The sequence below is a fragment of the Georhizobium profundi genome (assembly GCF_003952725.1).
GTDB lineage: Bacteria > Pseudomonadota > Alphaproteobacteria > Rhizobiales > Rhizobiaceae > Georhizobium > Georhizobium profundi.
In genome coordinates this window covers 55,707-82,259 of sequence record NZ_CP032509.1, presented here as the reverse complement: position 1 = coordinate 82,259, position 26,553 = coordinate 55,707, and the positions used below count along the sequence as shown (strand labels likewise).

At 64.1% G+C, this 26,553-nt stretch carries 24 protein-coding genes; 13 read left to right on the top strand and 11 right to left on the bottom strand.

Annotation, left to right across the window (positions count from 1 at the left end; translation table 11 throughout):
• Window positions 1-43: 43 nt before the first annotated feature.
• From rdgB to rph, 3 genes are read right to left on the bottom strand one after another with little or no spacing between them, the layout of a single operon-like run.
• On the bottom strand, window positions 44-700 hold the full coding sequence (gene rdgB, locus D5400_RS00420; RefSeq protein WP_126006600.1) for an RdgB/HAM1 family non-canonical purine NTP pyrophosphatase: 657 nt from the start codon (window positions 698-700) through the stop codon (window positions 44-46).
• On the bottom strand, window positions 697-1,122 hold the full coding sequence (locus tag D5400_RS00415) for a VOC family protein (protein WP_126006597.1): 426 nt from the start codon (window positions 1,120-1,122) through the stop codon (window positions 697-699). The genes rdgB and D5400_RS00415 overlap by 4 nt, the downstream gene beginning before the upstream one ends.
• Entirely contained in the window at window positions 1,119-1,838 is a 720-nt protein-coding gene (gene rph, locus D5400_RS00410; protein WP_126006595.1) for a ribonuclease PH, read from the bottom strand. Before rph ends, D5400_RS00415 begins: the two co-directional genes overlap by 4 nt.
• Before the next feature lie 200 nt (window positions 1,839-2,038).
• Between rph and hrcA the strand changes: the two genes are divergently transcribed.
• The 3 genes from hrcA to D5400_RS00395 all read left to right on the top strand — a co-directional run bounded on the left by hrcA (window position 2,039) and on the right by D5400_RS00395 (window position 5,795).
• On the top strand, window positions 2,039-3,109 hold the full coding sequence (gene hrcA / locus D5400_RS00405; RefSeq protein WP_245451383.1) for a heat-inducible transcriptional repressor HrcA: 1,071 nt from the start codon (window positions 2,039-2,041) through the stop codon (window positions 3,107-3,109).
• A gap of 122 nt (window positions 3,110-3,231) precedes the next feature.
• Window positions 3,232-4,341, top strand: coding sequence for a GNAT family N-acetyltransferase/peptidase C39 family protein (locus D5400_RS00400; RefSeq protein ID WP_126006590.1), 1,110 nt, complete (start codon window positions 3,232-3,234; stop codon window positions 4,339-4,341).
• A complete protein-coding gene (locus D5400_RS00395; RefSeq protein ID WP_126006588.1) occupies window positions 4,341-5,795 on the top strand; it encodes a RimK family protein in 1,455 nt (484 codons plus the stop codon). Before D5400_RS00400 ends, D5400_RS00395 begins: the two co-directional genes overlap by 1 nt.
• Before the next feature lie 8 nt (window positions 5,796-5,803).
• Here D5400_RS00395 and D5400_RS00390 read toward each other — a convergent pair whose 3' ends face one another.
• Together D5400_RS00390 and D5400_RS00385 are read right to left on the bottom strand one after the other, a co-directional pair.
• Window positions 5,804-6,718, bottom strand: a complete 915-nt coding sequence (locus D5400_RS00390) for a ribokinase (protein WP_126006585.1) — start codon at window positions 6,716-6,718, stop codon at window positions 5,804-5,806.
• 69 nt (window positions 6,719-6,787) lie between these two features.
• Window positions 6,788-7,936 (bottom strand): DNA recombination protein RmuC, encoded by a 1,149-nt coding sequence (locus tag D5400_RS00385; protein WP_425364942.1) that lies wholly within the window; start codon window positions 7,934-7,936, stop codon window positions 6,788-6,790.
• Window positions 7,937-8,145: 209 nt separating this feature from the next.
• Between D5400_RS00385 and def the strand changes: the two genes are divergently transcribed.
• From def to D5400_RS00365, 4 genes are all read left to right on the top strand, one after another.
• The gene (def, locus tag D5400_RS00380; protein ID WP_126006581.1) at window positions 8,146-8,670 is read left to right on the top strand and encodes a peptide deformylase; all 525 of its coding nucleotides are present in this window, start codon (window positions 8,146-8,148) and stop codon (window positions 8,668-8,670) included.
• A 39-nt stretch (window positions 8,671-8,709) separates the two neighbouring features.
• A complete protein-coding gene (fmt, locus tag D5400_RS00375) occupies window positions 8,710-9,645 on the top strand; it encodes a methionyl-tRNA formyltransferase (protein WP_126006579.1) in 936 nt (311 codons plus the stop codon).
• Window positions 9,645-10,388, top strand: a complete 744-nt coding sequence (truA, locus tag D5400_RS00370) for a tRNA pseudouridine(38-40) synthase TruA (protein WP_126006576.1) — start codon at window positions 9,645-9,647, stop codon at window positions 10,386-10,388. The genes fmt and truA overlap by 1 nt, the downstream gene beginning before the upstream one ends.
• 80 nt (window positions 10,389-10,468) lie before the next feature.
• On the top strand, window positions 10,469-11,461 hold the full coding sequence (locus D5400_RS00365) for an adenosine kinase (RefSeq protein ID WP_126006574.1): 993 nt from the start codon (window positions 10,469-10,471) through the stop codon (window positions 11,459-11,461).
• Between the two features lie 13 nt (window positions 11,462-11,474).
• On the opposite strand, the gene D5400_RS00360 is transcribed toward D5400_RS00365, so the two are convergent.
• The 3 genes from D5400_RS00360 to mutS form a co-directional block, all read right to left on the bottom strand.
• On the bottom strand, window positions 11,475-12,107 hold the full coding sequence (locus D5400_RS00360; RefSeq protein ID WP_126006572.1) for a trimeric intracellular cation channel family protein: 633 nt from the start codon (window positions 12,105-12,107) through the stop codon (window positions 11,475-11,477).
• Window positions 12,108-12,204: 97 nt separating this feature from the next.
• On the bottom strand, window positions 12,205-12,906 hold the full coding sequence (gene grpE / locus D5400_RS00355) for a nucleotide exchange factor GrpE (protein ID WP_126006570.1): 702 nt from the start codon (window positions 12,904-12,906) through the stop codon (window positions 12,205-12,207).
• Between the two features lie 149 nt (window positions 12,907-13,055).
• Window positions 13,056-15,803 carry a DNA mismatch repair protein MutS gene (gene mutS / locus D5400_RS00350; RefSeq protein ID WP_126012527.1) on the bottom strand — a complete coding sequence of 916 codons (2,748 nt, stop codon included), beginning with the start codon at window positions 15,801-15,803 and terminating at the stop codon, window positions 13,056-13,058.
• Window positions 15,804-16,002: 199 nt separating this feature from the next.
• On the opposite strand from mutS, the gene D5400_RS00345 reads away from it, so the two are divergent.
• The 4 genes from D5400_RS00345 to D5400_RS00330 all read left to right on the top strand — a co-directional run bounded on the left by D5400_RS00345 (window position 16,003) and on the right by D5400_RS00330 (window position 21,397).
• Complete coding sequence (locus tag D5400_RS00345; RefSeq protein ID WP_126012524.1) at window positions 16,003-18,282, top strand: NADP-dependent malic enzyme; 2,280 nt, start codon at window positions 16,003-16,005, stop codon at window positions 18,280-18,282.
• Between the two features lie 73 nt (window positions 18,283-18,355).
• Window positions 18,356-19,234, top strand: a complete 879-nt coding sequence (locus D5400_RS00340; protein WP_126006568.1) for a methylated-DNA--[protein]-cysteine S-methyltransferase — start codon at window positions 18,356-18,358, stop codon at window positions 19,232-19,234.
• 59 nt (window positions 19,235-19,293) lie between these two features.
• Window positions 19,294-19,968, top strand: coding sequence for an endonuclease III domain-containing protein (locus D5400_RS00335; protein WP_126006565.1), 675 nt, complete (start codon window positions 19,294-19,296; stop codon window positions 19,966-19,968).
• A gap of 46 nt (window positions 19,969-20,014) precedes the next feature.
• The gene (locus tag D5400_RS00330) at window positions 20,015-21,397 is read left to right on the top strand and encodes a nicotinate phosphoribosyltransferase (protein ID WP_126006563.1); all 1,383 of its coding nucleotides are present in this window, start codon (window positions 20,015-20,017) and stop codon (window positions 21,395-21,397) included.
• A 19-nt stretch (window positions 21,398-21,416) separates the two neighbouring features.
• Here D5400_RS00330 and D5400_RS00325 read toward each other — a convergent pair whose 3' ends face one another.
• On the bottom strand, window positions 21,417-22,052 hold the full coding sequence (locus tag D5400_RS00325; RefSeq protein ID WP_126006560.1) for a cell wall hydrolase: 636 nt from the start codon (window positions 22,050-22,052) through the stop codon (window positions 21,417-21,419).
• 187 nt (window positions 22,053-22,239) lie between these two features.
• Between D5400_RS00325 and D5400_RS00320 the strand changes: the two genes are divergently transcribed.
• Window positions 22,240-23,226, top strand: a complete 987-nt coding sequence (locus tag D5400_RS00320) for a Gfo/Idh/MocA family protein (protein ID WP_126006558.1) — start codon at window positions 22,240-22,242, stop codon at window positions 23,224-23,226.
• Window positions 23,227-23,233: 7 nt separating this feature from the next.
• Here the strand turns inward: D5400_RS00320 and D5400_RS00315 are convergent, their stop codons facing one another.
• Window positions 23,234-23,608, bottom strand: coding sequence for a GtrA family protein (locus D5400_RS00315; protein ID WP_126006556.1), 375 nt, complete (start codon window positions 23,606-23,608; stop codon window positions 23,234-23,236).
• Window positions 23,608-24,597: a glycosyltransferase gene (locus tag D5400_RS00310; protein ID WP_126006553.1), complete on the bottom strand. Its 990-nt coding sequence runs from the start codon at window positions 24,595-24,597 to the stop codon at window positions 23,608-23,610. Before D5400_RS00310 ends, D5400_RS00315 begins: the two co-directional genes overlap by 1 nt.
• Window positions 24,598-24,725: 128 nt before the next feature.
• Between D5400_RS00310 and D5400_RS00305 the strand changes: the two genes are divergently transcribed.
• A complete protein-coding gene (locus D5400_RS00305) occupies window positions 24,726-26,540 on the top strand; it encodes a hypothetical protein (protein ID WP_126006551.1) in 1,815 nt (604 codons plus the stop codon).
• The last annotated feature ends 13 nt before the right edge of the window (window positions 26,541-26,553 follow it).

Below are 26,553 nucleotides of genomic sequence, written 5' to 3'. Positions count from 1 at the left end.
TCTGCGTCGAATCGCGACGCATCCGCGCGATGATCAACGCGTCTCACGACGCATTTCGTTCGGCAAGGCCTGTTTCCGCGAAGAGCTTGAAGGCGCGCGCCCGGTGGGAAAGCGCCTCGGCCTGACCCGGAACCCAGCCATGCTTCTCCGTCGCCGTCATTTCCCCAAAGGTGCGGGAATGCCCGTCAGGCAGAAACACCGGATCATAGCCGAAGCCGTCATTGCCGCGCGGCGGCCAGACGAGCGTGCCTTCGACCTCGCCCCGGAAGAATTCCACATGGCCATCCGGCCAGCTGAGGCAGAGCGTCGATACGAAGCGCGCACGGCGTTCCTCGGGCGATGTGGCGCCCTTTTCGGACAGCAGCGCCTCGACCTTTTCCATCGCCATCATGAAGTCGCGGCTGCCATCCGGCCGTTCGGCCCAGTCGGCCGTGTAGACGCCGGGCTCTCCGCCAAGCGCGTCCACCATCAGGCCGCTGTCATCGGACAGTGCGGGCAGTCCGGTCGCCTTCGTTGCGGAAAGCGCCTTTAGTGCCGCATTTTCCTCGAACGTCGTCCCGGTTTCCTTCGGTTCGGGAAGGCCCAGCGATTTCGCAGTCACGATCTCGAAGCCGAAGGGCTCGATGAGCTCCGCGATCTCGCGGATCTTGCCCTCATTGTGCGAAGCGACGACGAGCTTTTTTTCCGTCAGACGTCTCATTCCAGTCCCCAGAGTTTGGGTTCGGCGAATTCCAGGCTGTTGCCGGCCGGATCGCGGAAATAGATGGATCGGCCGCCATTCGGCCAATGGAAATCGGCCTCGATGGCGACGCCGTTTGCAGCGAGATGCATGACCCAGCCGTCGATCTCGTCTGCGCTTGCGGAAAAACAGAGATGCCCTTGGCCAATTGTCCCATGCGGTGGGACCGGCATGTCTGCATTCGTAGAGGGTTCCCGCGTCGCTTGCGGATTGAAGATCAGCAACACGCCGGCGCCGCAGCGAAAGAAGACGTGGCGTCCCTCGACGGCCACGATCTTCTCCAGGCCGAGTATCCCGCCGTAAAACGCCTCCGCGCGCTCCAGGTCCTCGGCGTAAAGCGCCGATTCCAGGATGGCAGAGGGTGCGGCGGGCCCGTTCGTCATGCTCCGATCGCAGCCTTCTGCAGGCCGACGAGCTCGTCGATGCCGGCGCGCGCAAGGCTCATCAGCGTCTGGAATTCATCCTGCGAGAACGGGTCCTTCTCCGCCGTGCCCTGGATCTCGACGATGCCGCCAGACGCCGTCATGACGAAGTTGGCGTCGGTGTCGGCGGCGGAATCCTCCAGATAGTCGAGGTCGATGACCGGCTGGCTGGCCAAGATGCCGCAGGAAACGGCTGCCACATGGTCTTTCAGCACGCGATCGGTTTTTACCATGCTGCGCGCTTCCATCCATTTCAGGCAATCGTGAAGGGCGACCCATGCACCGGTGATGGACGCGGTGCGCGTGCCGCCATCGGCCTGGATCACGTCGCAGTCGATCGAGATCTGGCGCTCGCCGAGCGCTTCCAGATTGACGACGGCGCGCAGCGACCGGCCAATGAGGCGCTGGATTTCCACAGTGCGGCCGCCCTGCTTGCCGGAAGCGGCCTCGCGGCGCATGCGCTCGCCGGTGGCGCGCGGCAGCATGCCATATTCGGCCGTGACCCAGCCGCGACCGGCATTGCGCAACCATGGCGGAACCCGCTCTTCCAGCGATGCGGTGCAGAGCACATGCGTATCGCCGAATTTCACGAGACACGAGCCTTCCGCATGCTTGGAGAAGTTCCGCTCGAAGGAAACGGCGCGCATCTGGTCTGGCTTCCGCCCTGAAGGTCGCATTGGGAGCTCCTGCTGATCAAGTTGGCTGCCTTCTATCGTCGGCAAAGCCCGCTTGCAAAGGAAAAGCCTGATGGCGCAGGATGCGCCTCTCTTCCGTCCGCTTCGCGGAGACACTATATCTGAGGACGAATGGCACGGAGTCGACCACCAACGTGAACAGCTTCTCCAAGACGCCAAAGCTGAGCCAAGGCTCGGCTTCCTTGTCCGGATCATCATCGCTTTCGGGAGCGCTTGACGACCGGACCGGCGAGATCTTCCGACGCATTGTCGAATCCTACCTTGAATCGGGCGAACCCGTCGGGTCGCGCAACCTGTCGCGCATCCTGCCCATGGCGCTCTCGCCCGCATCCGTGCGAAACGTGATGAGCGATCTGGAACATCTCGGCCTCATCTATGCGCCGCATATCTCGGCCGGGCGGCTGCCGACCCAGCAGGGGCTGCGCTTCTTCGTTGATGCCTTCATGCAGGCGGGCGCGCTGTCCGATGACGAGCGGGTGCAGATCGAGACGCAGATCCGCCAGACCCACCGCGACCGCGACCAGACGGTCGAGAACCTTCTGACCGATGCGAGCCAGATGCTGTCGGGGCTCTCGCGCGGCGCGGGTCTTGTGATTGCGGCGAAATCCGACACGGTGCTGAAGCACATCGAGTTCATCCGGCTGGACCCGACCCGCGCGCTCGCCGTCCTTGTGGGCGAGCACGACCATGTTGAAAACCGCATCCTGGAATTGCCGGTCGGGACCACCGCGTCGCAGCTGACCGAGGCCTCGAACTTTCTCAACGCGCATCTCGCCGGCCGCACGATCCCGGAAGTGCGCCGCGAGCTGGAGACGCTGAAATCCGAATTGACGCGCGAACTGGATGAACTCAGCCAGGATCTCGTCTCCCGGGGGCTCGCCGTCTGGTCGGGCAGCGGCAAGGATCAGCCCGCCCAGCTCATCGTGCGTGGCCGTGCCAACCTGCTCGACAGCGTCTCTGGCGGCGAAGATATCGAGCGGCTGCGGCTCCTGTTCGATGAACTGGAGAAGAAGGATAGCCTCGTGCAGCTGATGACGCTCGCCGAGGAAGGATCAGGTGTCCGCATCTTCATCGGCTCCGAAAATAAGCTTTTTTCGCTGTCCGGCTCGTCGCTCATCGTTGCGCCCTATCGCGATAGCGAAGCGCGTGTGGTCGGCGCTGTGGGCGTGATCGGGCCAACCCGGTTGAACTATGCGCGGATTGTTCCGATGGTCGATTATACCGCACAGCTCGTCTCGAAGATGATGCGCTGATCGATCATATTTCTTTGCATGGGCGGGTGGTTGGCCCATTCCGCCGCTAAGCCTGCCGGTGATAAGGTCGGCCCATGCAAAGCAGCCGTGCCACACGCGGCGCACCTTTTGGAAGTATTCCTATGTCCGCTCTGCGGATACGTCCCGCCACCCACGACGACATCGATGCCCTTCTCGCCATCGAGAACGCCGTCTTCACGACCGACAGGATTTCAAGGCGTTCCTTTCGCGCGTTGATCAACCGGCCGACAGCCGAGACGATCGTGGCGTGCAACGAGGCCGGGCGCATCGTCGGCTACGCGATGCTTTTGTTTCGCAAGGGCACGGGTCTCGCGCGGCTCTATTCCATCGCGGTTGCGCCAGACGCCAAGGGGCAGGGTGCCGGCAAGACGCTGCTGGCCAAGGCGGAAGAGGCTGCCAAGCAGCATGACCGCTTCCTCCTGCGGCTTGAAGTGCGGGAAGACAACATGCCGGCGATCGCGCTCTACAAACGCTCCGGCTATCGCCGCATCGGCGTCTACGAGAATTATTACGAGGACCACAGCCGCGCGTTGCGCTTTGAGAAGCGCCTGCGCGACGACGAGCATCAGGATTACGTGACGCCGTTCTACGAGCAGACGACGGATTTTACCTGCGGTGCCGCCTGCCTGAACATGGCGCTCGCGCGCTATGTGTCGCGCGATTACCTGGATCCCGTCTGGGAAATACGCTTCTGGCGCGAGGCGACGACCGTGTTCATGATGTCAGGCATGGGCGGCTGCGAACCGTTTGGCCTTGCCGTTACGGCCCATGCCTATGGGCTGGAGCCGGAGATCTACGTCACCGACACCAACGTGCTTTTCCTCGACACGGTCCGGAACCTGGAGAAGCGCCAGGTCATGGAACTGGCCCAGCGCGATTTTCGTCGCCGGGTGGAAGAAGCGGCCATTCCCGTCCTCAATTTTGCCGCTTCGCTGCATACGATCCGGGCTGCGATCGAACGGGGCCATTCGGCCATCGTCCTGATCTCCGGCTATTACATGTTCGGCAAGAAGGTGCCGCACTGGGTGCTCGTGCATGGTGACGATGGTCGGCACCTGATTATCAATGATCCGTGGGTGGAAGAGAAAACGTCCGAAACGGCGTCGGACGCATCCAACCTGCCGGTTCCCTACGACATATTCGATCGCATCACCCGTTTCGGCCGCTCCAACCTGCGTGCTGCGGTGATTCTGAAAGGCAGACGGTCCTGATGTTCAACTGGGTGATTCTGTCGTCGCGCATGAACGACATCGACCATGCGGCGACCTCCCACAAAGTGCTTGCGACCCGCGACTACCTGGCGCGGCCGGAACTGTTTCGGGGCTCCCGTCCGAACATCATCAACCTGGCGCGCTCCTATCGCTACCAGAGCCGCGGCTATTACGCCTCGCTGCTCGCCGGCGCGCGCGGCCAGCGCGTGATTCCGTCCGTCGAGACGATCATCGACCTGTCGGCGCGCAAGCTTTACGAAAACGCGGTCCCCGAGCTCGAAGACACGCTGAACAAGGTCTGCGTAAAGGCCGGCGAGCGGCCGAGCCGGCTCAACATCTTTTTCGGCTACACTGCCGACCAGCGCCTGGAGCGCTTTGCGCGCCTCGTCTTCGACTGGTTCCGCGCTCCCTTCGTCGAAGTCACCATCAAGGACAATGGCGCCTGGCTCTCGATCCCGAAGGTGGCGCTCGGCTCGGTGACGAAGCTTTCCGACAAGGAGCGGGCCTTCTTCTTCGAATGCCTCAACCGCTATACGGGGCGGCAATGGCGCGATGCCAAGGCCAAGACACCGGCGAAATACACCTTCGCCACCCTCGTCGATGCCAACGAGGCATTGCCACCATCGTCCATATCGAGCCTGAAGCACTGGGCGCGGATCGCCGCGCGCATGGGCGTGGAAGTGGAGCCGATCGGCAAGCGCGACCTGTCGCGGCTTGCCAACTACGATGCGCTCTTCATCCGCGAAACGACGTCGATCTCCAACCACACCTATCGCTTCGCGCGCCGTGCCCAGCAGGAAGGCATGCCGGTGATCGACGATCCGGTTTCGATGATCCGCTGCACCAACAAGGTCTATCTCGACGAGCTGATGGCTGGAAACGGCATCCCTGTGCCGAAGACGGTGATGATTGCCGGCATAGACGACCTGCCGCGCGCCGCCGATCTTCTGGGATTTCCGATGGTGCTGAAGATCCCGGATTCGTCATTTTCGCGCGGCGTCTCCAAGGTGGGGTCTCTCGAAGAGCTGAAGGCGCTCGCAACGACCTGGCTTGAGGATTCCGACCTGCTGCTGGCGCAGAAATTCATGCCCACGGCCTATGACTGGCGCATCGGGGTGCTTGGCGGCAAACCGCTGTTCGCGGTGCAGTATCTGATGGCCAAGGAACACTGGCAGATCATCAAGCACGATACCGGCGGCAAGCCGCTCGAAGGCGGCTTCCGTGGTTTTTCGCTGGCATCCGCGCCACCGCTCGTGCTCGACACGGGCCTGCGTGCTGCGCGCTGCATCGGCGACGGGTTCTATGGCGTCGATCTCAAAGAGACCGACGATGGCGTGTTCGTGATCGAGGTCAACGACAATCCGAACCTAGAACATGGTGTCGAGGATTTCGCCGAGAAGGATGAAGTCTGGACCAGGCTGACCAACTGGTTCCTCGAACGCCTCGAGGGTTGAGCGCCCGCTTACTGGGTGTCGGCCAGCGCGGCATCGACCTCCACAGCCGTGGGGATCGAGGGCTGCGCGCCGGGCTTGAGACAGGCGAGGCTGCCGGCAGCGGCCGCGCGCCGGAGCGCCAGCTCGAAATCGAGGCCGGCATCGAGCCCGGTTGCGAGATAGCCGCAGAACGTGTCGCCCGCGCCGACCGTATCGACCGGCTTGATCGATAGCCCCTGCACGTGATGCATCCGGCCTTCGTGAAAGGCCATCACGCCATCGGCGCCAAGCGTCACGATGATCGTCTGGTCGCGGTCCCGGCTCATCGCCTGCATCGCATCCTCACGCTCGGCCGCAGACTGGTCCTTGGCACGGCAGAGCAACGCAAATTCCGTTTCATTGGCGATGACGATGCTGGCGAGCGGAGCGAGCGTGATTGCATCCTCCGTCAGGGGCGCGACATTGAGGATGCTGCGGATGCTCCTGTCGCGCGCCGCGTTCAGCGCCGCTTCGATCGCAGGCGCCGGTATTTCCATCTGCAGAAGCAGCGTATCGTCCTTGCCCATCCGGTCGACGGCCGCTTTTGCCGCATCCGCGCTAACTTCACCATTGGCACCGGCGACGACCACGATGACATTGTCGCCGTCTTCTGCACCGACCAGAATCGAGGCGATGCCGGTGGCGCCTTCGACGCGAGCCACCTTATCGAGATCGGCTCCCGCTTCGGCGAGAAGCGCGAGCGCCTCATCGGCAAAGCCATCCGCTCCAACGGCACCCACCATCGCCACATCGGCGCCGGCGCGGCGCGCGGCCAGCGCCTGGTTGGCGCCCTTGCCACCGGCTGCAGTGGCAAACGCAGTGCCCGCCAGCGTCTCGCCCGGTTTCGGCAATCGCGCGACATTGGCGATGAGGTCCATGTTGATGGAGCCGACGACGGTGATCATGCCCTGATTGTCTCCCCGCTTGAATGCGCCGGCCACTCTGCCTTTTTCGGCTGGGCCGGCAAGGGGGTGTCAGTCTTCTTCCACCACGCGCAGCCGCAATGACCCGGTGCGGCTCTCGACCGCCTGGGTCGGCTCGGCGGCTGGCTGAGCGGTGTCGGCACCGGGTGCCTCGAGTTCCAGTGCCTCGATCCGGGCTCCCCGCTTGGCGAGCTTGTCGGTCGAAGTGACGATCTGGTCGATGTCTTTCTGCGTCTGGCCGAAATGGGTCTGCAGGTTCCGCACGCGCTGATCGAGCCGCGTCAGATCCATCATCAGCTTTGCCACTTCGCCTTGGATGAGATGCGCCTGTTCGCGCATGCGCTGGTCACGCAGTATCGCCTGCACCACCTGGATCGACAGCATGAGCAGCGAGGGCGAGACGATGACAACGCGGGCACGGTGCGCGCGTTGGACGATCTCCTCGAAATTCTCGTGGATTTCGGCGAAGATCGATTCCGACGGCACGAAGAGAAACGCCGTGTCCTGCGTCTCGCCCTTGATCAAATATTTTTCCGATATGGCTCGGATATGCACGTCCATGTCACGGCGAAACTGTTGCGCAGCCGGCTTCGCCGCTTCCGCATTCTCCGCCGCCCGGATGGCATGCCACGCTTCGAGCGGAAACTTGGCGTCGATCGCAAGCGAGGGCTGTCCATTCGGCATATGGATCAGGCAGTCGGGCCGCTGATTGTTGGAAAGCGTCGCTTGAAAAGTGTAGCTGCCCATCGGCAGCGCATCGGCGATAATGGTTTCCATGCGCGACTGGCCGAACGCACCGCGCGTCTGCTTGTTCGTGAGGATCGCCTGCAGCCCCACGACATCCTTGGCGAGCGACTGGATGTTGTTCTGCGCCGTGTCGATGACGGCAAGGCGCTCCTGAAGCTTCGTCAGGTTCTCGTGTGTCGAGCGCGTCTGCTCGGTGAGCGTCGTGCCGAGCCGCTGCGTCATGCCGTCCAGCCGCTGCTGGATCGACTGATTGAGTTCCGCCTGCCGTGCGCCGAAAAGCTCGGCCATGGTCGCCATGCGTCCCTGCATTTCCGACTGCGCCTTGAGGATCTCGGCAAGCCGCTGCTCGCTCTCCTCCGCCGCTTGCACGAGCTCGGCACGTTCGGTACGCCGGACGGCGGAGCGCCACATCCACAGGATGGCGAGAATCACCAGCAACGCAGCACCAGCCATGCCGAAGCTGACGGCGGTATCGCCGAGGGTGAAGAGAGGCTGCGCGAGGAGAGACAAGTCGACCATCCCCAAATCCTACACGGATTTCTGCTCCATGCCAGATCAAAACGTGAACAGGCTTAACGGTCTCGCGGTGACCTGCAAGCCCAGAGGCCTCGTTGCGCAAGCGGAAGATTGACGAGAAAGCCGGCGATGCTTAATTGCCGGGCATGACCATCAAGCCACTCGTCCTCCTTCCCGATCCCGTGCTGCGCCAGCACTCCGAGCCGCTCGAACGCGTCGATGGCGACGTGCGCCGGCTCGTCGATGATATGCTCGAGACCATGTATGATGCGCCGGGCATCGGCCTGGCCGCCATCCAGATCGGTGTGCCGCGCCGACTGCTGGTGATCGATGTCGCGAAGGAAGAGGAGGGCCGCCAGCCCCAGATTTTCATCAACCCGGAGATCCTGGCATCCTCGGATGAACGGTCGGTCTATGAAGAGGGCTGCCTCTCCATCCCCGACTATTATGCCGAGGTCGAGCGACCGGCACGGGTCACCGTGCGTCACCTGGACATCGACGGTAACGAGCGCACCGTCGAGGCCGATGGCCTTCTCGCCACTTGCCTCCAGCATGAACTCGACCATTTGAACGGCGTGCTCTTCATCGACCACATTTCGAAGCTGAAGCGCGACATGGTCGTGCGCAAATTCACCAAGCTCGCCAAGTCGCGGCCGGCCTCGGCGCTCTGAATTGGCCGGCAGGCGGCTGCGCCTGCGGAAAGTGATCCGATGCCGTTGAAGATCGTCTTCATGGGAACGCCGGAATTTGCGGTGCCGACGCTCGCCGCGTTGGCGCAGGACGGGCACCAGATCCTCGCCGTCTACACGCAGCCGCCACGGCCCGGTGGCCGTCGAGGTCTGGCTCCCGTCAAGTCGCCTGTGCACCAGCAGGCCGAACTCCTGGGCTTCGAGGTGCGCACGCCGACAAGCCTGAAAAGCGCCGAGGAACAGGCAGCTTTTGCTGCTCTGAAACCCGACGTCGCCGTCGTCGTCGCCTATGGGATGCTCTTGCCGCAGCCGATCCTTGATGCGCCCCATCACGGCTGTTTAAATGGCCATGCGTCGCTGCTGCCGCGTTGGCGCGGTGCGGCTCCCATCCACCGGGCAATCATGGCCGGCGATAAGGAAACCGGCATGATGGTGATGAAGATGGATGCCGGCCTCGACACCGGCCCCGTGGCACTCACCGAGCGCGTGACGATCGAGCCCGACATGACCACCGGCGAACTCCACGATCGCATGATGGTGATCGGCGGCAGCCTGATGGCCCGCGCGATGAAAGCGCTGGAGGCGGGGACCCTGACGCTCACCCCGCAGCCAGAAGAGGGCGCGACCTACGCCCGCAAGATCGACAAGTCGGAAACGCGGATCGATTTCTCCAGACCCTCGGCAGACGTCCACAACCACATCCGCGGGCTGTCGCCTTTTCCAGGCGCGTGGTTCGAAGCTGAATTTTCCGGCAAGCCCGAGCGCGTGAAGGTGCTGGCATCGCGCCTCGTAGAAGGCAGCGGCACGCCCGGCACGGTGCTGGATGACGATTTGTCCATTGCCTGCGCGGACGGCGCGGTACGCCTCGTGAAATTGCAGCGCGCCGGCGGAAAGCCGTTGGCGGCGGACGACTTCCAGCGCGGCGGACGCATCGCGAAGGGCACGGTCCTCTCCTGATGCCGCGCTACAAGCTGACCATCGAATATGACGGCTCGAGCTTCGTCGGCTGGCAGCGCCAGGACAATGGCCGCTCCGTTCAGGGCGCGATCGAGGCGGCGGTCCTTGGCTTCAGCGGAGAAACGGTAACCGTAAAAGGCGCTGGTCGTACCGATGCGGGCGTCCATGCACTCGGCCAGGTGGGCCACGTGGATCTGGCGCGCGACTGGCCTGCCGAAACGGTCCGCAATGCCATCAACGCGCACCTGATCAAGGCGCGGGACGCGGTCGCGATCCTTGTCGTCGATCTGGTGACCGAAGAGTTCGATGCCCGCTTTTCTGCGCTGAAGCGGCATTATGTCTACCGCATCGTCAACCGCGCAGCGCCGCTGACCGTGCTTCGCGATCGCGCCTGGCGGGTGCCCCGCCAACTCGATGCCGACGCCATGCACGAAGCGGCGCAGCGCCTCGTTGGCCGTCACGATTTCACGACCTTCCGCTCCGTCCAGTGCCAGGCGAAGAACCCTGTGCGCACGCTCGACCGGCTGGATGTAGCGCGCAGCGGAGAGGTGATCGAGATCCATGCCTCGGCCCAGAGCTTCCTGCACAACCAGATACGCTCCTTCGCAGGGTCCCTCAAGCTCGTGGGCGAAGGCCACTGGAGCGCCGACACCATGACCGCTGCGCTTGAAGCGCGCGATCGCAAGAAATGTGGCCCTGTCGCACCGCCCGACGGGCTCTATTTCGCAAGCGTCGACTATTGAACCCATCGCTGCTTTCATTCGAACCGCAGCACCTCTAGAACAGCGGACGGCCCGCTTCTCCAACAGCTCCGGAACCCTTCATGTCTTCCATCGACGTCCTGTGCATCGGCAATGCCATTGTCGACATCATCGCCCGCTGTGACGATGCGTTCCTCAACGACAATGCCATCATCAAGGGCGCGATGAACCTGATCGATGCCGAACGCGCCGAGACGCTCTACGACCGGATGGGTCCGGCTGTCGAAGCCTCCGGTGGCTCGGCCGGCAACACGGCAGCGGGCATCGCAAGTTTCGGCGGCAAGGCCGCCTTCTTCGGCAAGGTCGCCAAGGATCAGCTAGGCGCAATCTACGCGCACGACATCCGCGCTCAAGGCGTGCATTTCGAAACGGCACCGCTCGCTTCGCCCCCGCCGACGGCACGCTCCATGATCTTCGTCACGCCCGATGGCGAGCGCTCGATGAACACCTATCTCGGCGCCTGCGTCGAACTCGGACCGGACGACGTCGACGAGGCGGTCGTCGCATCCGCCAAGGTCACCTATTTCGAAGGCTATCTCTGGGATCCGCCCCGCGCCAAAGAAGCGATCCGCGAATGCGCCCGCATCGCCCATGCCAATGGCCGGGAGATGTCGATGACGCTTTCCGACCCATTCTGCGTCGATCGCTACCGGGCCGAATTCCTTGATCTGATGCGCTCGGGAACGGTCGACATCGTCTTCGCCAATGCCAGCGAGGCAAAATCGCTCTATGAGACCGAGAGCCTCGAGGAAGCACTGGAACGCATCGCCCGGGATTGCCGGCTCGCGGTCGTCACCATGAGCGAAAAGGGCTCCATCGTCGTCACCGGTGACGAGCGCGTCATCGTCGAGCCCCTCGCCATCGAGGAACTGGTCGACACGACCGGCGCAGGCGATCTCTACGCCGCCGGCTTTCTTTACGGCTATACCCAGGGCCGCGACCTCGCCACCTGCGGCCGACTGGGCTCGCTCGCCGCCGGCCTCGTCATCCAGCAAATCGGCCCCCGCCCCCTGCAGTCGCTCCGCGACGAGGCGAAGGCGCACGGGCTGGGATGAGGCGTTTGCTGATCTACATGATGTCTTCCGGCTTGCGGCCCGGGCGGGCTCGGTAGGGTTTGAAGGTCCAGCCGTTCTTCAGCGCGCCGCCGCGCACGATGAAGGCAACGATGACGCCTGAGAGCGTTGCGACGATCACCGGTAGCCCGGCTTCGGCCAGAAACGTGTAAGTCGCGGCTCCTGAGAGAGCGGCGGTGACATAGATTTCCGGGCGCATGAGGACGGAGGGCTCACCCGCGAGCATGTCGCGCAGAATCCCGCCGAAGGTGGATGTGAGCACGCCCATCACGATCGCGACCGTGACCGACCCGGTCACGGCATAGCCTTTCGCGGCGCCCATCACGCAATAGGCGGCAAGCCCGACCGCATCGAGCCATAGCAGCAGCTTGTAGCGCGACTCGAACAGGTGCGCGGTGAAGAAGACGGTGACGGCGACAAGCGCGCAGACCAGGATATAGGCCGGATCGGCCACCCAGAGCACAGGCACGTCGAGGATGAGATCGCGCAGCGTGCCGCCGCCGATGCCCGTCACCGCCGCCAGAAAGATGAAGCCGATGATATCGAGCTGCTTGCGCGAAGCCGCAAGCGCGCCGGTTGCCGCAAAGACCGCAACGCCGGCATAGTCGAGCAGGTCGATGATCGGCATTCAAGCGGTCCTGAAAACGTGAAAAGGCCGGACTGGCCGGCCTTTTCTATGGCCCGGATCCCGGGCGCGTCAATTGTAGCAGGTCTGGCCCTGAGGCTTACGCGTCCCGCTCGGCCTCGCCGTTCGGTGCGCCGGGTTCCGCACCGGCTTCCGGCTTCGGCTCCACAGGCTGCTTCGGACCGCCCTTGGCGACGCCGACCATGGCCGGGCGCAGCACGCGTTCGCCGATCACGTAGCCATCCTGCACCACCTGCATGACGGTGTTGTTCGGCACGTCCGGGTTCGGGATTTCGAACATGGCCTGGTGGAAATTGGGATCGAAACGCTGGCCTTCCGGCTTCAGCTTCGCCACGCCGTGCCGTTCCAGCGCCGACAGCATCGCGCGTTCGGTCATCTCGACGCCTTCGACAAGCGCCTTGAAGCCGTCATCCCCGGCTTCGCGCGATTCCGCCGGAATGGCATCGAGCGCACGGCGCAGATTGTCGGACACGGCAAGCATGTCGCGCGCGAAATTGGCGATCGAATAGGAGCGCGCATCCTTTACGTCGCGCTCGGTCCGACGGCGCAGATTGTCCATGTCGGCGGCAAGGCGGAGGTAGCGATCCTTAAGATCGGCGTTCTCGGCCTTAAGCCCGTCGACGAGAATGGCGATCGCCTCGGAATTGTCCGGCGCGCCATCGTCATGCCCGGCGTGAGGCTCGTCGAACGCGGACTCGGCAGCCTTCACCGCTTCTTCCATGCGCTCGTTTGCGCTGTCTTGGTGGGTGGTTTCGGTCGTCTTCTTCGTGTCGTCGGTCATGACGCTCGTTTCATTCCCTGTCGGCCTGAAGTTGCACCGCTCCGGCTGCCAACGCGTGATTGCGTGACAAGCGACTTCGGTAACGGCGGCGAATTCTCTTGGGGCGCATATCGACGTTCGGGCGCCAAAAATCAAGGATGTCGTCGCCTTCAGCCTTTGGGCGAACCATCCACGGCAAGGCTTTTCAGCCTGTAAAGCACCTCGAGCGCTTCCCTTGGGCTGAGCTCATCCGGATTGACGGCGGCAAGTTCGCTTGCCAGCCCTGATAAAGCCGACGGCAAGGCGGCGCTTTCCGGCTTCGTCTGCCGCATCGAGGCGGCAAAGAGCGGCAGGTCGTCGACAAGATTGGCGGCCGGGCTCTTCCGGTCGCTCTCTTCGAGCTGGGCAAGCACGTCGCGCGCCCTGGCAACGACACTGTCCGGCAGGCCTGCAAGCCGCGCCACCTGGATGCCATAGGACCGGTCCGCGGCACCCTGGCCGACCGAATGCAGGAAAATCACTTCGCCCTGCCATTCCTTCACCCGCATCGTCGCGTTGGAAAGCCGGGCGAGCCTTTCCGAAAGTGCCGTCAGCTCGTGATAATGCGTCGCGAAAAGCCCGCGGCAGCGGTTGGCTTCGTGCAGATATTCCACCGCTGCCCAGGCGATCGACAGCCCGTCGAACGTCGCCGTGCCGCGGCCGATCTCGTCCAGGATGACCAGCGATCGCTCGCTTGCCTGATTGAGGATCGCGGCCGTCTCGACCATCTCGACCATGAAGGTGGAGCGCCCGCGCGCCAGATCGTCCGACGCGCCGACACGGCTGAACAGCCGGTCGATCACGCCGATGCGGGCAGCACCCGCCGGAACGAAGGAACCCATCTGCGCCATGACCGCAATCAGCGCATTCTGGCGCAGGAAGGTCGACTTACCGCCCATGTTGGGGCCGGTCAGAAGCCAGAGCGCGCCATGCTTTGCACCCTCCGGCGGCGACAGGTCGCAATCATTGGCAACGAACGGGTCGCTCGCCTGGCGCCTCAGCGCCTGCTCCACCACCGGGTGGCGGCCTGCCGTGATGGCGAAATCCATCGAGCGGTCGACACTCGGGCGGCAATAGCCCTGTTCTTCGGCGAGCGCGGCGAGCGCGCGCGCGACGTCCATGACGGAAATCGCATGCGCTGCTTCCCGGATGGGGTCGGCGCTGGCGACCACCTGTGCGGACAGCGTGTCGAAGATCGAGAGCTCAATCGCGATCGCCCGGCCGGCAGCATTGGCGATCTTCGATTCCAGATCCGCGAGTTCCGTCGTCGTGAACCGCATGGCATTCGCCATGGACTGGCGGTGAATGAAGCGCTCCCGGCCTTCGTCGCTCGTAAGCGGTCCGGCATTGCCGGCGGTCACCTCGATGTAATAGCCGAGCACGTTGTTGTGTCGGATCTTCAGTGACTTGACGCCGGTCTCCTCGCCGTAGCGCGCCTGCAGCGAGGCGATGACTCGGCGTGTGTCGTCGCGCAGTGCCCGCATCTCGTCGAGCTCGCCGTCGCGGCCGGGACGCACGAAGCCACCCTCGCGCCTGAGCAGTGGCAACTCGTCGTCGAGCGTCGCCTCGAGCTCGGCAATCAGTGAAAGCGGCAGGCGGCCGAGCGCATCCCGCGCCTCGGCGAGCTCGTCCGGCAGATCGCGCTCTGCTAGCATCTGGCCGATGGCGCGCGCAGTCGTGAGGCCCTGTTTGAGGCTTCCGAGATCGCGCGGTCCGCCACGGTTCAGCGCAATGCGCGACAGCGCGCGCGGCATGTCCGCCATTTGCTTGAGGTGATCGGTCAGGCCGTCGGCAAGGCGTGGCTCCGCCATCAGCCACGCGATCGCATCGAGACGGCGGTCGATGGCATCCGGGTCGGTCAAAGGCGCGGTCAGCCGTTCGGCGAGGAGACGGGCTCCACCGCCGGTGACGGTCCGGTCGATCGCCTTGAGCAGCGAGCCATCACGGCTGCCGGAAAGCGTGCGCGTCAGTTCCAGATTGGCCCGCGTGGCAGGATCGATGAAGAGCGTCGATCCCGCTTCGTCGCGCTGCGGGCGCGAGAGGGGCGGTCGCTCGGCAAGCTGCGTCTTCTCGACATAGCCGATCGCCGCAGCCGCTGCGGAGAGTTCGGCGCGGGAGAAATTGCCAAAGCCCGACAGCGTCGCGACCCCGAAGAAACGTGCGACGCGCCCCTCGGCGCTTGCCCCGTCGAACAGCACGGCAGGCTGCGGCATGACGATACCCCCGAGCACGTCCATCGCCGCGCGCATCTCGGGATCGTGGAACAGCGTGTCTGGCACCAGCACTTCGCGCGGATCGATGCGCAGAATGTCGGCGACGAGCCGCGAGGGATCGGTTTCCGCCACACGAAAGACACCGGTCGAAATGTCGATCCAAGCGATCGCGAAGCCGCGCTCGCCGGCCGCTTTCAGCCGGGTCAGCGTCATCAGATAGTTGGGTTGGGCGGGATCGAGCAGACGCTCCTCGGTCAGCGTGCCCGGCGTCACGAGCCTAGTGACGCCACGCTGGACGACCGACTTCCCGCCACGCTTCTTCGCTTCGGCCGGATCTTCGATCTGCTCGCAGACGGCGACGCGGAACCCGAGCGCGATCAGTTTCTGCAGATAATCGTCGGCCGCATGCACGGGCACGCCGCACATGGGAATGTCCTCGCCCATGTGCTGGCCGCGCTTCGTCAGCGTGATGCCGAGCGCGCGCGCCGCCGAATCCGCGTCATCGAAAAAAAGTTCGTAGAAATCGCCCATCCGATAGAACAACAGCGAATCCGGATTGGCGGCTTTGATTTCGATGAATTGCGCCATCATCGGCGTCGCCGACGCCAGGCTTTCGGCCGAGATCAGGCGCTCGGCGGTCAACTCTGTCGACGAAGCGTTCTTCATGAGCACGCGGTCTGTCCGTCCTGTCGAATTGCGATTTCGCTTGGGATGTCTAGTGTGCGGGACCCGGGGGCGGAAAGCACGTTTGCACGAGCCCGCTCCACAGGAATAAAGATGTTTCAGAGTCGTCTCAAGAACGGCCTGCGACGAGAAGCGCCGAATAATCGGCGACGCGAAATGATGAGGAAACATGCCCATGGAAATGAAGCCGCGCAAGGCTGGCCGTTCGGCGTCCAGCATATCCGATCAGGAGGCGCTGGATTTTCACGCGCGGGGACGCCCCGGCAAGCTTGAGGTGACGCCGACCAAGGCGATGGCGACGCAGCGCGATCTCGCGCTCGCCTATTCGCCGGGTGTCGCCGTGCCGGTGAAGGCGATTGCCGAAGATCCCTCCCGCGCCTTCGACTACACGACGCGCGGCAACATGGTCGCCGTCATTTCAAACGGCACGGCCATTCTCGGCCTCGGGAATCTCGGCGCGCTGGCCTCCAAGCCCGTCATGGAAGGCAAGGCGGTGCTCTTCAAGCGCTTCGCCGACGTGGATTCCATCGACCTCGAGGTCGACACCGAGAATGTCGACGAGTTCATCAACTGTGTGCGCTATCTCGGGCCCTCCTTCGGCGGGATCAACCTGGAAGACATCCGGGCGCCGGACTGCTTCATCATCGAACAGCGCCTGCGCGAACTCATGGACATCCCGGTCTTCCATGACGACCAGCACGGCACGGCGATCATTGCGGCCGCTGGCCTGATCAATGCGTTGCACCTGACCGGCCGCGACGTGAAGACGACGAAGCTCGTCGTCAATGGTGCGGGTGCCGCCGCCATCGCCTGCGTGGAACTGATCAAGGCCATGGGCTTCACGCCCGGCAACGTCACGCTCTGCGACACCAAGGGCGTCATCCACAAGGACCGCACCGAAGGCCTGAACCAGTGGAAGTCAGCGCACGCGATCGTCACCGAGGACCGCACGCTCGCCGATGCGCTGAAAGGTGCCGATGTCGTCTTCGGCCTTTCGGTCAAGGGCGCGCTTACGGAAGACATGATCCGCTCCATGGCGCCCAATCCGATCATCTTCGCCATGGCGAACCCGGATCCGGAAATCACGCCCGAAGAAGTCGCCGACATCCGCACCGATGCGATCATGGCGACGGGCCGGTCTGACTATCCCAACCAGGTCAACAACGTGCTTGGCTTCCCTTATATCTTCCGCGGCGCGCTCGACGTGCGTGCATCGACCATCAATGATGCGATGAAGATCGCCGCCGCTGAAGCGCTCGCCGCACTCGCGCGCGAAGACGTTCCCGATGATGTCGCTGCCGCCTATTCCGGCAACAGGCCGCGCTTCGGCCCGCAATACATCATCCCCGTGCCGTTCGATCCGCGCCTGATCTCCGCCATTCCGCTCGCCGTCGCCAAGGCCGCGATGGACTCCGGCGTTGCTCAAAAGCCGATCCTCAACATGGAGGCCTATGCCAACGAGTTGTCGGCGCGACGCGATCCGATCGCATCCACCCTGCAGCGCATCTATGAGCGCGTGCGGCGCCACCCGCGTCGCGTCGTCTTCGCCGAGGGCGAAGAAGAGCAGGTCATGCGCGCGGCTGTTTCTTACGTGAACCAGAAGCTCGGCACCGCGATCCTTCTCGGCCGCGACGAGCAGATGCAGGAAACTGCGCAGAAGGCCGGCATCGACCTCAACCGCCCCGGCATCGAGCTCATCAACGCCCGCCGGTCGCACCGCGTGAACGCCTATGTGGATTACCTCTACGGTCGGCTTCAGCGGCAGGGGTATCTGCAGCGCGATTGCCAGCGCCTCATCAACAACGACCGCAACCATTTCGCCGCCTGCATGGTCGCACTCGGCGATGCGGACGCGATGGTGACCGGCACGACGCGCAACTATTCTACCGCACTGGAAGACGTGCGCCGCGTGATCGACGTGAAGCCCGGCCACCGCGTCATCGGCGCGTCGCTGGCGCTTTGCCGCGGCCGCACCGTGCTGGTTGCTGATACGGCGGTCATCGACATGCCCTCGTCGGAGGAACTCGCTGACATCGCGGAGGAGGCAGCCCGTCTGGCGCGGCGTATGGGCTACGAGCCCCGCGTCGCGATGCTCGCCTATTCCACCTTCGGCCATCCGTCCGGCGAGCGCTCCGACCGCGTCAAGGAAGCGGTCCGCATCCTCGACAAGCGCCGCGTCGATTTCGAGTATGACGGCGAAATGGCCGCCGACGTCGCGCTTAACCCGAAGATCATGGAGCAATATCCGTTTTGCCGGCTCTCCGGCACGGCGAATGTGCTCGTGATGCCGGCGTTCCACTCGGCCTCGATTTCGACGAAGATGCTGCAGGAACTCGGCGGTTCGACCGTCATCGGCCCGCTTCTCGTCGGCCTCGACAAATCCGTCCAGATCGCCTCGATGAGCGCCAAGGACACCGACCTGGTCAACCTCGCCGCCATCGCAGCCTTCAACGCGAGTTGAGGGACGCATGAATCGGGTGGCGGGCGGGTGGCCGTCGTGATGATATCTCCGCCATGACCAGGAGATGTTGGCCATGACGATTGCTGCCCGCTTGCAAACGGAGATCACGCCGCAGGGCACGGATTACGATACCGTGCGCGGCGTGATCGAACTGATTTCCAACGATTACCGCAGCCAGCCGACGCTGGAGACGATCGCGGCTGAACTCGGCCAGTCGCCAACGCAGTTGCAGAAGGTCTTCACGCGCTGGGCGGGGCTTTCGCCGAAAGCCTTTTTGCAGGCGGTCACGCTCGATCATGCCAAGCGCCTGCTGGGCCATGAGGGGCTGCCGCTGCTCGATGCGAGCTTCGAGGTTGGGTATTCGGGCCCTGGACGGCTGCACGATCTGTTCGTCACCCATGAAGCGATGTCGCCCGGTGTCTGGAAGGCGAAGGGCGAGGGGCTGACGATCCGCTATGGCTACCATCCATCGCCTTTCGGCACGGCTCTCGTGATGATCACGGATCGGGGCCTGGCCGGTCTTGCCTTCGACGATCCGGGCGAACGCCGCGATGCCTTCGAGGACATGGCCTCGCGCTGGCCCCGGGCGACCTATGTCGAGGATGCAGCCGCAACGGCACCCTATGCCACACGCATCTTCGATCCGGCGCGGTGGACGGCGGATGCGCCGCTGAACGTCGTGCTGATCGGATCGGACTTTCAGATCCGCGTCTGGCAGGCGCTGATGACGATCCCGCTCGCCAAGGCCGTGACCTATTCCGATATCGCGCGCGACATCGGCCAGCCGACCGCGTCGCGTGCCGTCGGCGCGGCTGTCGGGCGCAACCCGATCTCGTTCGTCGTGCCGTGCCATCGCGCGCTTGGAAAATCGGGCGATCTGACGGGCTATCACTGGGGACTGACGCGCAAGCGGGCGATGCTCGGCTGGGAAACGGGGCAGACCGCCGCCTGATCGGCAAGCCACCACGCCAGACACTGTCAGCATGTGCCAAGTGCGCTAAGTCCGTCTGCATGACGACCCCCGCCGAACGCCCGCTCGATCCGGAAGAAATCGAAACGCTCTTTTTCCGCTTGTCCAAGGCGATGCCGGGACGCACGAAGAACGCCAAGGGCCCGAAGGGGCAGCCGGATGCGTTCCGTTCCTGCATCTCCTGCATGCTGTCGGCGCAGAGCCTCGATCGCAACACGGCTGCGGCCAGCAAGGCACTGTTTGCCAAGGCCCGCACGCCGCGATCGATCCTGAAGCTGCCCGAAGAGGACCTGATCGATGCGATCCGTCCGGCCGGCCTCTACAACATGAAAGCCCGCAACATCCGTCGCTTCTGCGAGGTGCTGCTCGAAGAGCACGACGGCGTCGTGCCCGACACGCGCGAGGGTCTTCTCAAGCTGCCCGGCATCGGGCGCAAATGCGCCGATATCGTCATGAGCTTCACCTTCGGCGCCGACGTGATCGCGGTCGACACCCATGTGCACCGCGTCTGCAACCGCACGGGACTCGCATTAGGAAAGACCGAAGCGCAGACCGCGGCTCAACTTGAGGCGCGCGCGCCGGGCTGGGCCATGCGGGACGGGCATTTCTGGCTGATCCAGTTCGGTAAGCGGATCTGCACCTCGCGCGCGCCGCGCTGTGCCGATTGTGCCATTGTCGACATTTGCCAGTGGCCGGGCAAAGCGGTTCCGCGCTAAGGACGGTCAGATCATTTTGGCGGCGCTTTCCTTCGGACAGATGAGCATGAACCCTATCCTCAACACCGACAGCTACAAATACTCGCATTTCGCGCAGTATCCGCCGCAGACGGCCGCCATCTCCGCCTATATCGAAGCGCGCTCCGGCGGTGCCTACGACCATGTGCTGTTCTTCGGGCTGCAGATGTTCCTGAAGGACTATCTGTCCCGCCGCGTGACGCGCGAGGATGTGGAGGAGGCCGCAGACATCGTCACTGCGCACGGCCTGCCATTTCACCGCGAAGGCTGGGAACTGCTTGTCGAACGGCACGGCGGTGCCATGCCGGTGATGATCGAGGCGCTGCCGGAAGGCATGGTGGTGCCGACCGGGACGCCGCTCGTCCAGATCCGCAACACGGACCCGGATTTCTTCTGGCTCCCGACATTTCTGGAGACGGCCCTGCTGCGTGCGGTCTGGTATCCATCCACCGTCGCCACCGTGTCCCATTCGGTGCGCGGCATGATCAAGGCATCGCTGGAGCGCACTTGCGAGACGCCGGACGAAGTGCTGCCTTTCCGCCTGCACGATTTCGGCGCGCGCGGCGCGACCTCGGCCGAACAGGCGGGCATCGGTGGAGCGGCGCATCTCGTCAGCTTCCTCGGCACCGATACGGTGGCCGGCGTCGTCTATGCCCGCCGCTTCTATCACGAGAAGATGGCCGGCTTCTCAATCCCGGCGGCGGAACATTCGACCATGACGAGCTGGGGCGAAGAACGCGAAACGGATGCCTACCGTAACATGCTCGTGCAGTTCGGCGGCAAGGGCAAGCTCGTCGCCGTCGTCTCCGACAGCTACGATCTCTACCGCGCCGTGAAGAAGATCTGGGGCGGCGAACTGCGCGCCGAGGTCGAGGCGAGCGGCGGCACGCTGGTGGTCCGGCCCGATTCCGGCGACGCGGCGCGGGTGCCGATCGACACGATCGAGATGCTCGGTGAGATCTTCGGCCACTCCGTCAACGCTAAGGGCTACAAGGTTCTCAATCCCGCGGTGCGCGTCATCCAGGGCGACGGTATCTCGCCCGACATGATCCGCCGGCTGCTGACAGGGCTCGAGGATCGCGGCTGGTCGTCGGAAAACCTCGCCTTCGGCATGGGCGGCGGCCTTTTGCAGAAGGTCAATCGCGACACGCTCCGCTTCGCCATGAAGGCCAATTCCCGCCAGGACAGCGAAGGCCAGTGGCACGGCATTGCCAAGGACCCGAAGACCGACCCCGGCAAGGCCTCCAAGCGCTACCGCCAGGCCGTCATCCTGAAGAACGGCCGGCCCGAGGCGGTGCCGCTCAAGGATCTGAATGGCGACGTGAACCTCATGGAACCCGTCTGGCAGGACGGCAAATTGCTGAAGGACTGGACCTTCGCCGAAATTCGGGCCCGCGCGACCGCATCCTGAAGCGTAAGGCGCGCGCCTGTCAGTAGGGTGCAGGCATGGTGCGGGCCACGCGGTCGCTGCGGTAGAAGATGTGGAGACCGACTTTACCGACGCGCTTCTTGGCGCGTGCCCAACGCGGGCTGACATAGGTGGCGTGGTAATGCGTCGCCGATTTGAGCCCCTGCGTAAGCCGCTCGATCTCCGGTGAAGCGGCGCGGCGTGCACAGCCTCCGATGCAGAGAATGCCATTGGCAAGCCTGACCGCTGACCGCCATGACCTCGCTTCACGCGGCCGATCGCTGATACCGTCGCAGGCAAAGGAAAACTGGCAGCGGTTCTTCATGTGCCGGTTCTCGTAAACGACCCCGCAGATCGTGTCCGGATAGACCTTGGCGCGTACCCGGTTGAGGATCACCTGGGCAACCGCAATGCGGCCGAGTTCCGTTTCTCCACGCGCTTCATGGTAGAGCGCCTGTGCCAGGCAATCACGTTGCTGCCGGTCGATTGGAACGCCGCGCAGATGTTCGGGTGTGCGGATGTCGAGATAGCGGGGAATGTAGTCTGCGGTGCTGGCATGGGCCGTCATGGGGACGAGCATCAGCGCTGCCGCGAGTGCCGCAGCCTGAAGCAGTCCCTGACGGAGAATGCCGGCAACGCGCCCTGTCCGGTAGCGCATCGCTCGTCTCCTGATGTGATTGACGAGGCGTTAACGAAAGGGCGCCGCCGGCTATTCCCGCGAGATCGGAAGCGCGGATCGTGTGTTGGGCATCGGCAACATCGATGCGGCAGCCCTGGTCGATGACAAGTGCGCGGCCTGCCTGTATGGCTCCAACACCAGTCAGCCATCACGCAAGGAAAGACCCATGCTGCGCTTCGGAATTCTATCGACGGCCAAGATCGCGCGCGAACACGTGATCCCAGCGCTCCTGGATGCGGGCAATTGCGTCGTCACGGCCATCGGTAGCCGCGACCTGGAGCGGGGGCGTGAAACGGCGCAACGTTTCGGCATCCCCGAAGTGCACGGCAGTTATGATGCGCTTCTCGCCTCGCCGAACGTCGACGCGGTCTATATTCCGCTGCCGACGAGCCAGCATGTCGAATGGGCCGTGCGCGCCGCAGAAGCCGGCAAGCATGTGCTGGTGGAAAAGCCGCTGGCGCTGAAGGCCGAGCAGATCGACGCGGTGATCGCCGCGCGCGACAAGGCCGGCGTCGTCGTCTCTGAGGCCTTCATGGTCTTCTACCATCCCCAGTGGCGCAAGGTGCGCGAACTGATCGCCGGCGGCGCGATCGGCAAGCTGCGGCGCATCGACGGCGCCTTTACCTATGCCAACCGGGACCCCGGCAATATGCGCAACCAGCTGGCACTCGGCGGCGGGGCGCTTGCCGATATCGGCGTTTATCCCGTCATCACGGCAAGGTTTGCGACCGGCATGGAGCCACAGCGCGTGCGCGCCACGGTCGAACGCGATCCGGATTTCGGCACCGACCGTTATGCCAGCGCGGTCGTCGACTTCGGCGATTTCGAGATGGGCTTCTACTGCTCCACGCAGATGGCGCTGCGCCAGGCAATGGTCTTCCACGGCGATCAGGGCACGATCGAAGTGGCTGCGCCCTTCAATGCGGGCGAGTACGATCTGGCCAGCGTCACGCTGCATTCGGTGAAGCGCGACCGCTCGGAGGTTTTCCGCTTTTCCGGTGTCCGCCAGTATCGCCTCCAGGCCGAAGCCTTTGCCGAGAAGATCGCCGGCGGCGATGTCGACCTGTTCGAACTGGAGGCTTCGCGCGCCAACCAGAAGGTGATCGACGCGATCTTCCGGGCAGGCGAGCACGAAGGCTGGGAAGCCATCTGAGAGGTCGTCAGGGTCGCCGGAAAACCAGCTTCTGAATGCCGACATAGGAAAAGAGCGCTGCCGCGGCCGAGGCCGCGACAAGCGCGGCCAGCGGCATGAGCCCCGGGAAGGCAAGAAGAAGCCCCGCATAGATGAGGTAGTTGAGCCCGGCTGAGCTCAAGCCCACACCGCCATAGCGCAGACCTTCGGCAGCCACCGAGCGATCGCTCTTGCCGAAGGTCACCGCGCGGTTGAGCACATAGGTCACCAGCAGGGCCGTTCCGATCGAGGCGACACGCGCGATCAGTGGATCCAGCCCCACATGCAGGCCAGATGCGAGAACGCCTGCATCGACGGCGAAGCCGATGGCACCCACTATGCCGAAGGCAAGCACGCGCCGCATCAGGCGACTTTGCGTGTGGATTTGGTCTTGGCGGCAGGTTGCGCGTCCGTGCGTTCGGCCGTTGGCGCAAAGCCGGGTTTCAAAGTCAGATAGTGCACGCGTTTCTGTTCGGCGCGCCCGCGCGCAACCGAATCCAGGATGACCCCGGACACGAAGGCGACGAGCGCCATGAGGCTGAGCGCGACTGCCAGAATCCAGGTCGGCAACCGGTCGACGAGCCCGGTGCGGAAATACTCGATGAGCACTGGAACCATGAAGCCGAGCGAGACCACCGCGAAGCCAAGCGCGATCGAACCGAAGAAGGTGAAGGGCCGCGTTTCCTTCATCAGAAGCGCAAGCATCCACAGGATGCGACCGCCATCGCGGAACGTGCCGAGCTTGCTGTGGGACCCCTCAGGGCGCCGTCCGTAGGCAACGGGAATTTCGGCGACAGGCAGCTTGAGCTGCGAGGCGTGAACGGACATTTCCGTTTCGATCTCGAAGCCTGCGGAAAGTGCTGGAAAGCTCTTCGCGAAACGTCGTGAGAAGGCGCGATAGCCGGAAAAGATATCGGTGAAATCGCGCCCGAAAAGCCGCCGGTAGATGCTGTTGAAGATCCGGTTGCCGAATGCGTGACCCTTGCGGCCGGCGTCGCGCGTCACGTCCTTGCGGGTCGCGACGACCATGTCTGCCCGTTCGCTGATCAGGGTAAGCACGAGTTCCGGCGCATCGTCGGCGGGATAGGTGCCGTCGCCATCGGCCATGACGTAGATGTCGGCGTCGATGTCGGCGAACATGCGGCGCACGACATGACCCTTGCCCTGCCGGCGCTCGCGCACGACGGTCGCCCCGGCAAGCTTGGCCAGCATCGCGGTGCGGTCTTTGGAATTGTTGTCGTAGACGTAGATCCGCGCATCCGGCAGCACCCGCCGAAAATCGGCAACGACGGAAGAGATCGTCGCCTCCTCGTTGTAGCAAGGAATGAGGACGGCGATGTCGTAGGCCTGCATCTTCTGTCCATCCTCAAGCGTTGGACGTTTTGGCCGGCTGCTCCGGGCGCTTTACTATTTCTTGGGAAGGTTAAGGCTAGGTTGCGGCCCGAACAGTTCTTTGTTTTGCGGGCGCGGGGTAAGCCAACATGGCGGCTGGCACAGCGGATGGCATCGCCGAGCGGGCGGGGCCGAAGACGGGTACCCCGATAACCTCCCGCGTCGGGGTTTTCTGGCCGACGCTTGCCACCTTCGTGATGGCCTTCGCCGTGCTCGTCGCGCGCCGCTTCGATGACGGCGACTATGTCGGCGCCGACAATGACGACGTTATGCGCCTCGTTCAGGTGCGCGATCTGCTCGCGGGGCAGGGCTGGTTCGACTTCACCCAATACAGGCTCGGACTTGAAGCGGGCACCGATATGCACTGGTCGCGACTGGTGGATCTGCCCATCGCCAATCTGATCACGCTCTTCCAGGCGATCGCGCCGGGCGCGACCGGCGAGGCGCTCGCGCTTGCCGCATGGCCTGCGCTGCTGCTTCTCGCGCTTCTCTCCGCCCTTGCGCTTTCGTTTCGCAGCGAGGGGCCGCACGCTGTCGTGGCAGTGCTGTTTCTCGGTGCGATGTACACGGTCGGCATCAACCGGTTTTCGCCGGGTGCGATCGATCACCACAATGTCCAGCTCGTCCTCCTCGCGGCGATGGCAGGCGGCCTGCTGCGGCGCGAGCCAAGCAGAGCAGCGTTTGCCGTGGCCGGCGCGGCCGGCGCGCTGGCGCTCAGCATCGGTGCCGAGACCATGCCGATCGTGGCGGCCGCGTGCCTTGCGGTCGCTTTCGTGTGGCTTGCGCTTGGCGAACGGGCGCGGCCGGGCATAGAGGGTTTCACGCTCGCCTTCGTCGCGACACTGACCGCGACCTTCCTTGCCACAGTCCCGCCAGGCGCCCGCATGGTCGCCTATTGCGATGCCTATTCGGCCGGTTTCTACCTGCCGGGCGTGGTCGGCGCCGGCGCGCTGTTCGCGGCAGCAGCGCTGGGGCGTCAACAAAGACTGCCTGGGCGCTTCATGATGCTGGCCGGGGTCGGAGCGCTGGCAGGGGCTGCAGCACTTGCATTCGCGCCCCAATGCTTCGCCAATCCACTTGCCGGGCTCGACCCGATGCTGCGCGAATTGTGGCTGGAGAAGGTGACGGAAGCGCAGTCCTTGTTGGATCTCGCCAGAAGCACACCGGAAGCGCTGGTCAGCAACTATCTGTTGTCGCTCGCAGCGCTTGCGCTTTGCCTTTACGCAGCCTGGACCGGCAATCGCTGTCGCCAGGCACTGACGCTCGCCCTGTTGCTTGCCACCGCGCTGCTCGTCGCATCCATCCAGGTGCGCGGCGCCGTCTTCGGCAATCTCTTCGCGATCTTCGCGTTCGTGCCAGTGGTCGCGGCGCTGCGCGCCCGGATGCATGTCGAACCCGGCAATTGGCGCCGCGCACTGGCTTTCTGCGCGGCGGTGATCGTGCTGACGCCGACTTCCTGGGCAATCGCCGGGCATCTGGCCTTCAGCGAAGAGACTGCGAATGCGGCCGATGCGCCTTCCCCGACGGCGCGGTCCTGCCAGACGGCGGAGGCGCTGGCCCCGCTGCGCGGCTTGGCGCCGACCACCGTGTCCTCCGTCTCCAATCTCGGCGCGTCGATCCTGCGCTTCACTGGCCATCGCGTGCTATCGGCGCCCTATCACCGCAATCAGGGCGGCATGCTCACGCAACTGCATCTTGCGATGGAGCCACCCGAGAGCGCGCGTGCCTTCATGCAGGGAGCGGGCGTCGGGATCCTCGTCTATTGCCCAGGTGATCCGGAAACGCGGATGCTCGCTCGTCGCGCACCCGACGGGCTTTATGCCGAGATCGGAGAGGGCCGCGTGCCGACCTATCTCGAGCGCGTGCCGAGCGTCGGCGACATATCGATCTTCCGGGTTCGCTGAGCGCGAAGCCGAC